Origin of the sequence: Vibrio sp. S457-15 (assembly GCF_000960545.1) — a bacterium.
Taxonomy (GTDB): Bacteria; Pseudomonadota; Gammaproteobacteria; order Enterobacterales; family Vibrionaceae; genus Vibrio; species Vibrio parahaemolyticus.
This window is the reverse complement of sequence record NZ_JYOQ01000174.1, coordinates 110850-124942: the sequence shown is the minus strand read 5'-3', so window position 1 is coordinate 124942 and position 14093 is coordinate 110850. Positions and strand designations below refer to the sequence as shown.

Sequence of the window (14093 nt, the reverse complement as noted above, 5' to 3'; positions counted from 1 at the left end):
AAAGGGGTGCAAGCGCACCCCTTTTGATGAGAATGTGTGAACATTCAGATTATGGTTGAACCATCTCTTGGTATTCGAATGAAGGAACCACAACTTCTACGCGACGGTTTTTCTCACGACCTTCACGAGTGCTGTTGTCAGCGACTGGATTCTCTTCACCCATACCTTTCACTGTTAGGCGATCAGCATCGATACCAGCGCCAGTGATGTAATCTGCCACAGCTTGAGCACGACGCTCAGACAGTTTTTGGTTGTAAGCCGCAGGACCTGAGCTATCAGTGTAACCTGTGATTTCAACTTGAGCTTGTGGGTATTCGTTTAGGAATGAAACAAAGTTGTCTAGACGTTCAGAAACAGACTCAGTAAGTTTCGCACTGTCGAACTCAAACGTGCCTGTACCGTACTCTTCTTTGTGAACTTTGCTCATTAGTACTGGCTCTGGATCTGGCTCAACTACTTCTTCTGTTACAACAGCAGCAACCACTGGCGCAGCTGCGAATTTGTAGTTAACGCCGATACCGAAGAAGTTTGCGTCCATATCGTCCCAAACGTCATCCGACATATCTTGGTAACGTTGGTACTCAGCGCGAACACTCCAGTTTCTATCAATCGAATATTCAGCACCTAGTGAGCCTGTTGCAACGAAATCTTTTTCGTCTTCAGACATCATGTACGCACCACCGATCTTAGCGAATAAGTTCCAAGAATCGTTTAGATGCCAGTTGAATTTAGGTGCAAGTGTTAAAGCCGTTAAATTGCCGTCGATCGTATCAACTGTACTAGCTCCTGATTTAAAGTTCGCTTTGTAGTCGCCTAAGAAATCGACACCGTACTCTAGACCGATGAAATCGGTAAAGTCATAACCGATATGTAGTCCGGCACCAAAAGCTTCATCATCACAAGGGCTATTTAGATAGCAAGCATCGTCAAGTGTAGTCATGCCCACTTTGCCCCCGATATACATTTCAGCTTGAGCAGAGTTTAAAAGCGCGCTACTACCAGCTACCACTGCTGCTACTGCAATTGCTACTTTGTTCATAATGTTTCCTTGTATTGATTGCATATTAACTTCTACTTTGTTTTATCAAAAATTTAGAAAAAACCAGTGTTTATAAGAAATTAGTTCAATATTCTAATGATTTCACATCAAGCAACAATATCTTTGAACTTGATCAACATTTATTACCCAACAACACCTCACAAACTTCTGATATTTCTTACATTGTAGTAAAGATTTTTAGTGTCATAAGAAAATTGATGATTATTTTGAACCTTTTTGTGTAAATATTATTTTACGTTGTGCGAGATAGTTAACGGTTGTAATTTGTTTGCATTTATTTGCAAAAAGTGATTGCAAGTCTATGGGGAAGCCGATAAGTTAATTGGAACGATAGACAGATAATCACCGGAGCCCTTGTTGCTGCTCGCTTTGTGAACAATGTTGCAATGAGTACAGTTGGCAAAAATTGGGTCGGAAATAACAACCAGGAAGTAGAAGTAATGTTTCAAACTGATGATGTAAGAATTAATAGAGTAAAAGAGTTATTGCCCCCTGTTGCAGTTCTAGAGAAGTTCCCAGCGACCGAAACCGCTTCTTCGACCACTTTTGATTGCCGTAATGCCATTCACAATATTCTTGAAGGAAAAGATGATCGTTTACTTGTGATCGTTGGTCCTTGTTCTATCCATGACCCTGCAGCTGCAGTTGAATACGGCAAAAAGCTGAAAGTGTTGCGTGATGAACTTGGTGAGCAACTGGAAGTTGTGATGCGAGTTTACTTTGAAAAACCACGCACGACAGTAGGCTGGAAAGGTTTGATCAACGACCCATACCTGAACGACACATTTAAGCTAAATGACGGTCTGCGTATTGGACGTAAGCTGCTTTTGGACCTTACTGATATGGGCCTACCGACAGCGAGTGAATTCCTAGACATGATCACGCCTCAATACGTGGCGGATTTGATCAGCTGGGGCGCGATTGGTGCACGCACGACGGAATCGCAAGTTCACCGCGAACTTGCTTCTGGTCTTTCTTGCCCAGTTGGTTTCAAAAACGGTACTGACGGTAACATTAAAATCGCGAGTGATGCTATTCGCTCTGCAAGTGCTTCTCACCATTTCCTATCGGTAACGAAGTACGGTCATTCAGCGATTGTTGAAACCGCAGGTAACCCAGACTGCCACATCATTTTACGTGGTGGTAAAGAACCAAACTATAGTGCAGCACACGTTGCTCAAATCAAAGACGAGTTGGACGCGGCAGGTCTACCAAAGAAAGTGATGATCGATTTTAGCCACGCGAACAGCTCTAAGCAGTTCAAACGTCAAATGCTAGTGTCTGATGATGTATCAGAGCAAATCGCTGGTGGTGAAGATGCAATCTTTGGCGTGATGATCGAGTCTCATTTGGTTGAAGGCCGCCAAGATTTAGTGGATGGTAAAGTGGCAACTTACGGTCAGTCGATTACTGATGCATGTATCGGCTGGGACGATACGGAAACGGTACTTCGTCAGCTTTCTGAAGCAGTAAAAGTGCGCCGTAGCAAATAAGCTCAGCAGCAAGAACATTTTAACAAGCGAGTACTTAAAGAGCCAGAGGCACTATGTCTCTGGCTCTTTTTATTGAGAATTAATCGCATCTCTTTCTATTACGCGGTCTTTCCTATATGGTGTTTGAAGGAATTTTAACCAAAGGAAATGGATTTGAATCGTAACGTATGGTTGTTATCGTTGTGCCAAGCACTTTTGATGACAGGAAACATTCTCTTGATCTCGGTGATCGCGCTCATTGGCAAAACACTTGCCCCGTCACCGAGCTTTATTACTTTGCCTGTCGCACTGCAGTTTCTCGGTTTAATGGCGGCAACGATACCTGCATCATTGATTATGGGGAAACTCGGTCGTCGTTTGGGCTTTAGTCTAGGTAACCTCATCGGCATCGTGGGCGCAAGTTTGGCGACGTACGCGTTAAGCCAACAAACCTTTTATCTATTCTGTTTTTCTACGTTTTTGCTCGGTGTCGGAATCGGTTTTGGTACGCTCTATCGTTTTGCTGCAATAGAAGTGTGTGAAGAATCGGCAAGACACAGAGCAATTTCAATATCTATGGCGGGTGGGGTATTAGCGGCTATTCTCGGTCCGAATTTAGCGGTGTATTCGCAACAATGGTCAGACGATGGTTTATATACGAGTGCTTTTTCTGTCCTGATTGTTCTCTACATCACCGCGCTTGTATTGCTTCAAACGATTCGGTTCCCGCCAGCGCATACTCAGCTGTCGCATGTTAAAGCAGATATTATTCGTGACATCATAAGACGCCCGAACTTTATGATTGCGGTGTTAGCGGCAATGGTGGCTTATGCGGTGATGAATATTCTAATGACAGCGACGCCTCTGGCGATGATTGGTTGTGGTTTCGATTTCGACAAAGCCGCAGGTGTGATTGAGTGGCATGTGCTCGGCATGTTCGCTCCAGCCTTTATTACTGGTCGATTAATTGAGCAGTTCGGCGCAAAGAAAATGATCCTAGCGGGTGGCGTGCTGTTCATTGCTTGTATAGGGATTAACATTCATGGTGTGTCCATTTGGCACTTTAGCCTTGCCTTAGTTTTGTTGGGCGTAGGTTGGAACTTCATGTTTATCGCTGCAACGGGGCTGTTTAGCCAAAGTTACGAAGCGAAAAACCGCAGCAAAGCGCAGGCGTTTAATGAGTTCTTCGTGTTCAGCTGTGTCACCATTACTGCCTTACTTTCTGGCTGGCTTGAATCGACAGTCGGTTGGCAAAACCTGAACTTGTACGTTCTTCCGTTCGTATTGCTCGTGATTGTGATCTTTGCGATGAAAACGGATAACAAAACAGAATCCCAAATAGCCTAACTTTCAACCAGTCACAGAAAAACTCAGCATCTGAACGCTGAGTTTTTTGTTTATTAGCTCAAATTTTGACTGGTGACGCGCAAATTTCTGCCAGTGATGATAATTCCCACACTAAAAATGTCGTATTGATAATACTTTTTATCTAACATTTTGTAATAAAAACAATAATCCTGTATACATCTCGCCGAAAACTAATAAAAATTATAGAAGTATCGTCTATGTCAGCCAATTTTTCTCAGAAAGCTCAAGAAACCCTCGTCGGAGAACTTGAAGAACTCGTTTCGACCACTAACTTAAAAGGTGTTATTACTTATTGTAATGACGCGTTTTGTCGCGTTGCAGAATACACGCACGAGGAGTTAGTCGGTCAGAATCATAATATCGTCCGTCATAGTGACATGCCTAAAGCCGCTTTTGGTGATATGTGGGCACGCCTTAAAGAAGGCAAAGCGTGGCGAGGTATGGTTAAAAACAGCACCAAATCTGGCGGTTATTACTGGGTAGATGCCTACGTGACGCCTATCTATGAAAAAAACCAAGTTGTCGGTTATCAATCTGTGCGCGTTAAGCCTAAGCGTGAATGGGTGGATATTGCTGCAAAAGCTTACAAGGGGATGCTAGCCGCCGAGAAAGCGGGTAGAACCTGGTCGTTAAAAATTAACGAAACGGTTCGCTATGCGATTCTACTTGGTGCATTAACTGCACCTGCCGCAGCGTACGCACTATCTGTTGAAGGTCCGCTTGCTTGGCTTGCAAGTGCATTACCAGCGAGCGTTTTAGCGTTATTGTTCCGCCAAGAGTTGATTGATACACCTCAACAGCTCAAAAAGCTGCAAAAGCAGTATGACAGCGTGAGCCGTTTGATCTATTCAGGCAATAGCGCATTTTCGATTGCTGATTTCCATATCAAAATGTTGTCTGCAAGGATTCGAACCGTCTTGGGAAGAATGACCGACTCGGCGCTGCCACTGCAAAATTGCGCTGAAGAACTCAGTCAAACAACGGCCGAGGTTTCAGCCGCATTGAACCAACAAAACAGTGATATTCGGCGCGTGCGAGATGCGACGCAAGAAGTGGAATCTTCAGCGAATTCGGTATCTTCAAGCACCAACGATGCGCATATGCTGATTGATGACACCTTGAAGTCATGCATGATGGCCAAAGAGACGATCGATCAAACGCATACCAATCTAGCGCAATTGAGTCTTCAAGCTGAAAAAGCGACGGAAACGACGTATCAACTGAGCGATCAGGCACAGAAAGTGAATCATTTGATGGTTGAAATCGGTGGTATTGCAGAGCAGACCAACTTGCTGGCGCTGAACGCGGCGATCGAAGCAGCAAGGGCAGGTGAGCAAGGTCGTGGTTTTGCTGTTGTTGCTGATGAAGTTCGCGCACTGTCTGGACGTACGTCGAATGCGACGGAGCAAATTCAAGCGTCTATCTCCGCCATGCTTTCGACGATAGAAGGTTGGCAGAAAGATATTTTGGCAAACAAAGAGCAAACCGATGCCTGTTCTCAAGTTGCTGAGCAAAGCGCGCTGCGTTTGTCTGAAGTTGAACAGATGATGCAAAGCATGAGTGGCTTGATGGTTGATGTGGCAGAAGCGGCGAACAACCAATTAAAGCTATCTAGCGATGTAAACCAACACATTCATTCTATTGCGTCGACCGCAGAGCAAAACTTAGCAGCTACGCATTCTGTTGAGCAAAACAGCCGTCAGTTGAAAGAACAAGTACAGGATTTCTATCAGCTTGCGATTCGATTTGAAGATAAGCAGTCGTAAAGCTGCTTTTCAGCGACGCCAAACATCTCAAACAAATTCGAGATAAAATAAAGCCCCGCCATTTCTGGCGGGGCTTTTCAGTTTTCAAATTCGCAATAGAGAAAACTGATTATCTTTTAACGCAATTACGCTAGTAGTTCTTTTGCTGTGTTCACTACGTTTTCTACAGAGAAACCAAACATTTCGAACAACTGGTCAGCTGGCGCAGATTCACCAAACGTTGTCATACCGATGATGCGACCGTCGAAACCAACGTACTTGTACCAGAAATCTGCGATGCCCGCTTCAATAGCGATACGTGCAGTTACGTCTGATGGTAGAACTGCTTCACGGTAAGCTGCGTCTTGTTTGTCGAATGCATCTGTTGATGGCATTGAAACAACGCGTACTTTCTTACCTTCTGCGGTTAGTTGCTCAGCGGCTTTCACTGCTAGCTCAACTTCAGAACCTGTTGCGATTAGGATTAGCTCAGGTTTGCCATCGCTGTCTTTCAGGATGTAACCACCTTTCGCGATGTCTGCAACTTGCTCAGCGCTACGTGGTTGTTGCGCTAGGTTTTGACGAGAGAAGATAAGTGCTGTTGGTGCATCTTTACGTTCAATCGCTAGTTTCCATGCTACAGCAGACTCAACTTGGTCACATGGACGCCATGTGTTCATGTTTGGAGTCAAACGTAGAGACGCCATTTGCTCAACTGGTTGGTGAGTTGGGCCATCTTCGCCAAGACCGATAGAATCGTGTGTGTACACTTGGATGTTCTGAATTTTCATCAGAGCAGCCATACGCATTGCGTTGCGAGCGTATTCCATGAACATTAGGAATGTTGCGCCGTAAGGAACGAAACCACCGTGTAGTGCGATACCGTTCATGATAGCAGTCATACCAAATTCACGTACACCGTAGTGGATGTAGTTACCAGAGAAGTCGTTCGCTTCTAGAGACTTAGAACCAGACCACATGGTTAGGTTAGAAGGCGCTAGGTCAGCAGAGCCGCCCATGAACTCAGGTAGTAGAGCACCAAATGCCTCTAGAGCGTTTTGAGATGCTTTACGTGACGCAATGTTTGCTGGGTTTGCTTGAAGATCAGCAATGATTTGGCTTGCTTTCTCTTCCCACTCAGCTGGAAGTTCACCGTTTACGCGGCGTTTAAATTCAGCTGCCAGCTCAGGGTACGCTGCTTCATAAGCTGCAAATTTCTCGTTCCACGCTGCTTCCTTAGCTGCGCCTGTTTCTTTCGCTGACCATTCTGCGTAGACTTCCTGCGGAATTTCAAAAGGACCGTGCTCCCAACCTAGTTCTTTACGTGTTGCTGCGATTTCTTCTGCACCTAGTGGCGCACCGTGACAGTCGTGAGAACCAGACTTGTTAGGAGAACCGAAACCGATAATCGTTTTAGTACAGATTAGAGTAGGGCGTGGGTCTGCTTTAGCCGCTTCAATTGCTGCGTTGATTGCGTCAGCATCGTGACCGTCTACTGCTGGGATTACGTGCCAGCCGTAAGCTTCGAAACGCTTAGGTGTATCGTCAGAGAACCAACCTTCAACGTGACCGTCGATAGAGATGCCGTTGTCATCCCAGAATGCGATCAGTTTGCCTAGGCCTAGCGTACCAGCAAGAGAGCAAGCCTCGTGCGAGATACCTTCCATTAGACAGCCGTCGCCCATGAACACGTAAGTGAAGTGGTCAACGATGTCGTGGCCTTCTTTGTTGAATTGCGCTGCTAGCGCTTTCTCAGCCATTGCCATACCAACAGCGTTGGTGATGCCTTGGCCTAGAGGGCCCGTTGTTGTCTCGATACCAGGCGCGTAGCCGTACTCTGGGTGACCAGGAGTCTTAGAGTGAAGCTGACGGAAGTTTTTCAGATCATCGATAGATAGCTCGTAACCGCTCAAGTGCAGTAGAGAGTAAATTAGCATTGAGCCGTGGCCGTTTGAAAGTACGAAACGGTCGCGGTCTGCCCATTCAGGGTTTGATGGGTTGTGGTTTAGGTGAGAACGCCAAAGAACTTCAGCGATATCAGCCATACCCATAGGTGCGCCTGGGTGGCCAGAGTTAGCTTGTTGAACACCGTCCATGCTTAGCGCACGGATTGCATTTGCTAGGTATTTACGATCCATAGTGATTACTTCTCGATAAGTGTTTAAATAGAGGGAACTCGTCTAAACAAGTTCAAATAGAAAATCTTGAATGAGCGCTGATGCTAAAAGCGAGTAGACGGGCTACTCGCTCTTGGTAAGCAATTAAAGCTTAGCTTCGATCATCGCTTCTAGTTTGCCTTGGTCAACTGCGAAGTTGCGGATGCCTTCTGCCAGTTTCTCAACAGCCATTGGGTCTTGGTTGTGTTCCCATAGGAACTCTGCGTGAGTCATTGGTGCTGGACGCTCAGCTGCGCCTTTAGAATCAACTAGCTTCTCAACCACTTCACCTTCTGCAGCTTCTAGTTCTGCAAGTAGAGCAGGAGCGATAGTTAGACGGTCACAACCAGCAAGTTCTAGGATCTCACCGATGTTACGGAAGCTTGCGCCCATTACTACCGTTTTGTAGCCGTACTCTTTGTAGTAGTTGTAGATCTTAGTTACAGACAGTACGCCTGGATCTTCTGATGCTTCAAAGTCGCGGCCTTCTTTCGCTTTGTACCAGTCCATAATACGGCCAACGAATGGAGAGATTAGGAATACGCCCGCTTCTGCACAAGCACGCGCTTGAGCGAATGAGAATAGAAGAGTCAGGTTACAGTTGATGCCTTCTTTCTCTAGGATTTCAGCTGCGCGGATACCTTCCCAAGTAGACGCCAGTTTGATAAGGATGCGGTCGTTAGTGATGCCAGCATCGTTGTACATTTTCACTAGTTGGCGTGCTTTCGCTACGCTGCCTTCCATATCGTAAGATAGGCGAGCATCAACTTCTGTAGAGATACGACCTGGGATAGTTTTTAGGATTTCTTTACCGATGTTTACTGCAAGCATGTCACAAGTGTCTTGAACTTGTTGAGCTTTATCGTTGCTCTGTGCTTTAGCGTATTCGATTGAAGCATCGATTAGAGGTGCGTACTCTGCGATTTGAGCTGCTTTTAGGATAAGAGAAGGGTTAGTTGTTGCGTCTTCTGGCTGGTACTTTTTGATTGCATCAATTTCACCAGTGTCTGCTACTACAGTCGTTAGTTTACGAAGTTGCTCTAACTTGTTGCTCATAATCGATCATCCTATATAAATGGGCTTAAGCGTGGTTTTTGTTGCCACAGCTTGTGCATTTGCAAGCGAGTTAGCTAATCGTCTCATCGCGTTTAATGAGACATCTGCTCAGCCAACTACGGAAAATTTCGTTACCGAACAAATGCTATGAACATTTGATCGATAGCTGAGTAAATGATGTGTTCATATTTATCCTATCTATGCCGAAAGTCAATCGGTGAAATCGACTTATAGTGAACTTCATCAACGTTTTTTTACTGTGTGTTTAGCGGTTAACCCAAATAAACGTTTGCCCTTATTGCTCAATGCTTGAGCGTTGTTAGAAATAGCAAAAAACTGTACTGAGAAAATGTTATTGCAGTGAGCAAATGTTGCGTTTAAATTGATGGAGAACATATGCTAAGTCAATGAGCAGATGCTCACTTATTGCATACAATGTCGGGCCTCTTAAACGACGAGAGTAAACATGAGCAGTTCTAACCAAGATATTTCCATTGAAAACACGGATTTGTTGACAGAGATCTCCGTTGCCTACTATCAGGACGGTGCGACTCAGGAAGAGATATCGAGAAAATTTGCCATTTCACGCGCGAAGGTAGGACGAATGCTCAAACAAGCGCGTGATGAGGGCATCGTTGAAATCACCGTTAAATATCACCCGGTATTCAGCGCCAAGATTGAGCAACGTTTGATCGAGCGATTTGGCGTAAAGCGCGCGCTTGTCGCTCTTGACCAGCCGAATGAAGAAGCGCAGCGACTGCAGGTATCGGGATTAGTATCCAATTATCTCACCAGTACGCTTAAAAACGGCATGGTGGTGACCGTTGGACAAGGGCGTAACGTCTCTTCTGTTGCTCATCATATTGGGGTGATCACCCCACGAGACTGCAAATTTGTGTGTGGTATCGGCGGTATTCACCCACGTGGTGGTATGTACAATGCTGACCACATTTGTCGTCAGTTAGCTAAAAAGTACGGCGGAACGTCCGAAACGCTTTACGCGCCGGCTTATGCAGAAAACCGCGAGCAAAAAATGGCGTTCATGCAAAATGCAACCGTCAAACAAACGCTCGATTTGGCACGTAAAGCCGATGTCGCTTTAGTCGGTATTGGTGATATGAGCGAAAACAGCTACATGGTCGATCTAGGGTGGTTTACACCAGATGAAGTGGTTCAATCTCGACTAAAACAAGGCGTAGTAGGAGACTTTGCGGGTTATGACTTCTTTGATATTCACGGTAACGTTGCCAACACCGTAATGAGTGACCGTGTCATTGGCCTTGGAATTGAAGAGTTTCGGCCAATCGCAGAAGTGATTGCTATCGCTGCTGAAAACAGTAAACCGCTTGCATTACTTGGTGCGTTACGTACCGGTGCAATCGACGTGATTGCTACCAGTGTAAGCAACGCTTTGACAGTATTGAACTTGGATGAGCAGATGCACGGCAACGCGGCATCTGAGAGTTAGCACAAATAATATGCAACTTATGTAATCAGGCGGCGAGGATTTATAAATGACTCGCAGCCTGATTTCGTTTTCAAGTTAAAAATATTCTCTAGGAGTAGCTTTAAATTTGTACACCTACTCTGGAGAAAACAATGAAAAAGACACTTCTTGCTGCACTAATTATGGGGATAACTGGTGCGGCGCACGCCGAGCAAAAAGTCGTAGCGGGTTACTTTGCGGATTGGCAGTACGCGAACGCAGAAAACCCATACACGGTGAAAGATATTCCCGCCGATAAACTGACACATGTGATTTACGCGTTTCTCAGTATGTGCGGTCCTCATACCGGTGCTTCTGAAACGGTGCAAAACCTAGTAGCTAAACAATGCGAAGGAAAAGATCCCTATACGGCGATCATTGTCGATACCGAAGCGGCACTGGAAAAGAACTTTGGCGCTGTCTCAGTTAACGTGCCATACAAAGGTCACTTCGCTCAACTTGCCGAAATGAAGAAACAACATCCTGATCTCAAAATTCTTCCTTCTTTTGGTGGCTGGACAATGTCCGAACCGTTCCATGCTATGGCGAAAAACAAACAAGCGATGGATCAATTCTCAAAAAGTGCCGTTGAGTTGATTGCTCAATATGATTTCTTTGATGGCATTGATTTGGATTGGGAATACCCAGGCGGTGGCGGTTTAACAACGTCGCCTTGGAACCCAGATACCAAGCTTTCTGATGAACAAAAAGCGTCTGAGCGTGAGGCGTTTACCTACTTGGTGAAAACCATGCGTGCAGAGTTAGATGAACTCACAAATCAAACCAAACGTGAATACGAACTCTCTACGGCGGTAGGCGTTGGTCCAAAAGCGGCCGGTATCGATTGGAAAGCGGCAGAACCGTACTTAACTAATATGTTTGCGATGACGTATGACTTTCTTGGTGGGTGGGGGCAACAAACTGGCCATACTACAAACTTGCACGCGACAGAGAGAAGCTGGTGGGGCATGGGCGCAGACGTGTTTATCAACCAAATGATCGAGCTGGGTATTCCAAGTGAAAAACTGGTGATTGGCGCTGCATTTTATGGGCGTGGCTGGCAAGGTACTAAAGATTTTTCGGGTGGCTTACCAACACAAGATCTTGTATCCGAGCAAGGAGCGCAGTTTGGTACGGGTGAGAACGGCTATTTCATGTTCTGGGATTTAGTGAAGAACTATGGAGCGAAGCAGGGCTACGAGTACAACTATGATGAGCAATCCCAAGCGCCGTACTTGTGGAATCCTGAAAAGAAAGTTTTTATCTCTTACGAAGATCAACGCTCGATCAAAGCCAAAGCAAATTGGGCGAAACAGGCGAACTTAGGTGGCATTTTTACTTGGGAATTGTCGGGCGACCCGAAAGGCGAGCTTGTTGAGGTGATGTACCAAGAAATGCAGAAATAAACGGAAATCGTGGTTTAAAACCGACATCACTAAAGCCATCGTTAATCTATGATGGCTTTTTCTCCTTTATTGTCTTTCACATAGCTAACAAGTTGGTCAAAAGAGAGTGGCTTGGAGTAGAAATAACCTTGAATCAAATCACAGCCACACGCTTCTAATTGGTCGCGTTGGCGTTGCGTTTCGACCCCTTCAGCTAAGACTTTCATTTCGAAGTTTTTGCCAATAGCGATGATGTTTTTCACCATATTCAGCGCTTTTTTATCGTGCTCAATATTGTCGACAAAGCTCTTGTCAATTTTAACTTCATCAATCGGCAATGTTCTCAACATGCTTAGTGACGAGTAGCCCGTTCCGAAATCATCCAATGAAATCTTAAAGCCCAAAGCGTGCAAGCGCTCGCAAGTCGGAGAGAACTTTTCTAGATCTTCGATAAACAAGTTCTCGGTAATTTCTAACGTGATTCTATTGCAATCAAGATGGTATTTGTCCATCGCCGCCATCAAGCGCTCTATAAATTTGGCGTGCAGGAACTGCTTGACGGAAATATTGATCGACATCTGAATTGGAGTGGCAAGGTGGGTTGTCAGTAAGCCCATATCTTCAAGGCTCTTTTCGATGATCAACTCACCCAGTCGCACCATCAAACCAGAGCTTTCAGCGACAGGAACAAATTCGTTAGGTGGCACTTTGCCCAGTTCCTCGTCTTCCCAACGAACAAGCGCCTCAACACCATAAATCTCGCCATTGATGTTTAACTGCGGTTGATAAGCCATAAACAGCGTTTGCTTCTCAATCGCAAGCCTCAGACGTTGCTCGACTTTCATCTTATGCAGATGACTTGCTTGCATCTCCTGATTAAACAGACTGTACGCATTACGCTGTTTCTTCGCTTGATACATGGCGATATCTGCAGAAAGCAGCAGCGCGTCTAAGTTGTCTCCGTGCATTGGGTAGAACGCAATCCCAATGCTGCAACTGAGCAGAAACTGGTTATCGCTAACGTTATATGGTTTGGAAAGCGTTTGAATCAGCTCGCTTGCTAGATCTTTGATGGTCTCTTCATCAGTTCGATTAACGATAAAGATGAACTCGTCGCTTGCCTCACGGACGATCAAACGACCTTCGCCCGAAAAGTGGTTAAGGCGAGTCGAGATCTGTTTTAGAACTTCGTCACCAAATTCGTGGCCGTGTGTGTCATTGACCGATTTGAAGTTATCGATATCAATGAACATTAAGGTGAACGGGTTACTGCTGCCACACATCCAACGTTGAATGTTGGAACGTAAATACTCACGATTAGGTAGGCGAGTTAGATGATCATGACAAGCTTGGTAAAGCAAACGCTCTTTGGTTTCGTGTTCATTGTTAGCGATTGAGCGAAACAGCGCATAAAACGCTGCTTGAACGATCAGAAAGACGATGCAGTAAAACGCAAATTGGCTGTAAAAGCCGCGCTTGATGAAACCCAAATCGGTCGACGACGCCGCCCATAACCCATAATCAGCAAGGTATTTGAGTGTGATTAATTCATTCAAACGTTGGGTGTCGACGACGACATTGATTGCTCGGGTTAGCTGTTTTACTTGGTCGGTATCCCAGCCGTAGTCTTGCTGGATTTGATCCAATAAGGCTTGTTTATTTAAATCATCGGCGGGCTTTTGATAGTCCTTGATCGTGGTGTCTTCAGATGAGCTAAACGTAAGGTAGCCGTCGTTTCTAATGAGGGACACGCGATTGTGTTCATTAGCATGAATGTCGTTACGAAACACTGACGACGTATTCATGTTAAAGCCAGCCGTCATTACCGCTTGTACTACGCCATTTTTATCTGGAATCGCTTTACGAATGGGAATAACTAACGAATCTTGCGCTTCCATAAAGTAGGTTCTGCCGATCACCATGCGATCGGAGTTCAACGCTTCAAGGAAGGTCTCTCTGGTCAGCGGATCTTGCTTGAGATTGTGTAGCTTTTCCAAAATCAAGTTCGAGCTAACGGAAATGTAGTCACCGTTGGGATTGGTCAAGCCAAAACCGATGATCGCCGGATGAATGTTGAGAAGTTTATCTAACATTGGGCGAGTTTGAATGGCCGCGGTACGAGTGAAGCTATTTTGCTCCACCAGTTGATGACCAACGACTTCTAGCAGCGATTCTTGCCCTTTTAAAAGTGATTCAACGGAGGAAGCAAACAGCTCCAATTGTAGGAGCTGTTTGTCTTTGTATTTGTCTAACGTTTCTTGGTAGTGGTAATAGCCGAATAGCGAAAATGTCACGATACTGATGGTGAACAGCATCATGTAAAGAGTCCAAATGTTCTTCTTTAATCCGACCATATTGCTTTGAT

The 14093-nt window shown here is 45.3% G+C and carries 9 protein-coding genes; 5 read left to right on the top strand and 4 right to left on the bottom strand.

Annotated features, from left to right (window positions below):
- Positions 1 to 49: 49 nt before the first annotated feature.
- On the bottom strand, positions 50 to 1039 hold the full coding sequence (locus tag UF05_RS17880; RefSeq protein ID WP_005463527.1) for an OmpA family protein: 990 nt from the start codon (positions 1037 to 1039) through the stop codon (positions 50 to 52).
- Between the two features lie 461 nt (positions 1040 to 1500).
- Here UF05_RS17880 and aroG point away from each other — a divergent pair, with 461 nt between their 5' ends.
- The 3 genes from aroG to UF05_RS17865 all read left to right on the top strand — a co-directional run bounded on the left by aroG (position 1501) and on the right by UF05_RS17865 (position 5666).
- Positions 1501 to 2553: a 3-deoxy-7-phosphoheptulonate synthase AroG gene (gene aroG, locus UF05_RS17875; RefSeq protein WP_045545461.1), complete on the top strand. Its 1053-nt coding sequence runs from the start codon at positions 1501 to 1503 to the stop codon at positions 2551 to 2553.
- A 153-nt stretch (positions 2554 to 2706) separates the two neighbouring features.
- Positions 2707 to 3879 carry an MFS transporter gene (locus UF05_RS17870; RefSeq protein ID WP_045545472.1) on the top strand — a complete coding sequence of 391 codons (1173 nt, stop codon included), beginning with the start codon at positions 2707 to 2709 and terminating at the stop codon, positions 3877 to 3879.
- A gap of 218 nt (positions 3880 to 4097) precedes the next feature.
- The gene (locus tag UF05_RS17865; RefSeq protein ID WP_017447380.1) at positions 4098 to 5666 is read left to right on the top strand and encodes a methyl-accepting chemotaxis protein; all 1569 of its coding nucleotides are present in this window, start codon (positions 4098 to 4100) and stop codon (positions 5664 to 5666) included.
- 125 nt (positions 5667 to 5791) lie between these two features.
- Here the strand turns inward: UF05_RS17865 and tkt are convergent, their stop codons facing one another.
- Both tkt and tal read right to left on the bottom strand, forming a co-directional pair.
- The gene (gene tkt, locus UF05_RS17860) at positions 5792 to 7783 is read right to left on the bottom strand and encodes a transketolase (RefSeq protein WP_045545460.1); all 1992 of its coding nucleotides are present in this window, start codon (positions 7781 to 7783) and stop codon (positions 5792 to 5794) included.
- 123 nt (positions 7784 to 7906) lie between these two features.
- Positions 7907 to 8857, bottom strand: a complete 951-nt coding sequence (gene tal / locus UF05_RS17855; RefSeq protein ID WP_005463537.1) for a transaldolase — start codon at positions 8855 to 8857, stop codon at positions 7907 to 7909.
- A 466-nt stretch (positions 8858 to 9323) separates the two neighbouring features.
- Between tal and UF05_RS17845 the strand changes: the two genes are divergently transcribed.
- A complete protein-coding gene (locus UF05_RS17845; protein ID WP_005463541.1) occupies positions 9324 to 10325 on the top strand; it encodes a sugar-binding transcriptional regulator in 1002 nt (333 codons plus the stop codon).
- 131 nt (positions 10326 to 10456) lie between these two features.
- Complete coding sequence (locus tag UF05_RS17840) at positions 10457 to 11749, top strand: glycoside hydrolase family 18 protein (protein ID WP_015313412.1); 1293 nt, start codon at positions 10457 to 10459, stop codon at positions 11747 to 11749.
- Positions 11750 to 11790: 41 nt separating this feature from the next.
- Here UF05_RS17840 and UF05_RS17835 read toward each other — a convergent pair whose 3' ends face one another.
- Positions 11791 to 14082: a bifunctional diguanylate cyclase/phosphodiesterase gene (locus UF05_RS17835; protein WP_045545459.1), complete on the bottom strand. Its 2292-nt coding sequence runs from the start codon at positions 14080 to 14082 to the stop codon at positions 11791 to 11793.
- Positions 14083 to 14093 lie beyond the last annotated feature (11 nt).

What these genes read in the sequence shown, in the direction of transcription:
- UF05_RS17880 (WP_005463527.1), bottom strand. Translation starts at nt 1,039, where the DNA reads ATGAACAAAGTAGCAATTGCAGTAGCAGCAGTGGTAGCTGGTAGTAGC.
- aroG (WP_045545461.1), top strand. Translation starts at nt 1,501, where the DNA reads ATGTTTCAAACTGATGATGTAAGAATTAATAGAGTAAAAGAGTTATTG.
- UF05_RS17865 (WP_017447380.1), top strand. Translation starts at nt 4,098, where the DNA reads ATGTCAGCCAATTTTTCTCAGAAAGCTCAAGAAACCCTCGTCGGAGAA.
- tkt (WP_045545460.1), bottom strand. Translation starts at nt 7,783, where the DNA reads ATGGATCGTAAATACCTAGCAAATGCAATCCGTGCGCTAAGCATGGAC.
- tal (WP_005463537.1), bottom strand. Translation starts at nt 8,857, where the DNA reads ATGAGCAACAAGTTAGAGCAACTTCGTAAACTAACGACTGTAGTAGCA.
- UF05_RS17845 (WP_005463541.1), top strand. Translation starts at nt 9,324, where the DNA reads ATGAGCAGTTCTAACCAAGATATTTCCATTGAAAACACGGATTTGTTG.
- UF05_RS17840 (WP_015313412.1), top strand. Translation starts at nt 10,457, where the DNA reads ATGAAAAAGACACTTCTTGCTGCACTAATTATGGGGATAACTGGTGCG.
- UF05_RS17835 (WP_045545459.1), bottom strand. Translation starts at nt 14,082, where the DNA reads ATGGTCGGATTAAAGAAGAACATTTGGACTCTTTACATGATGCTGTTC.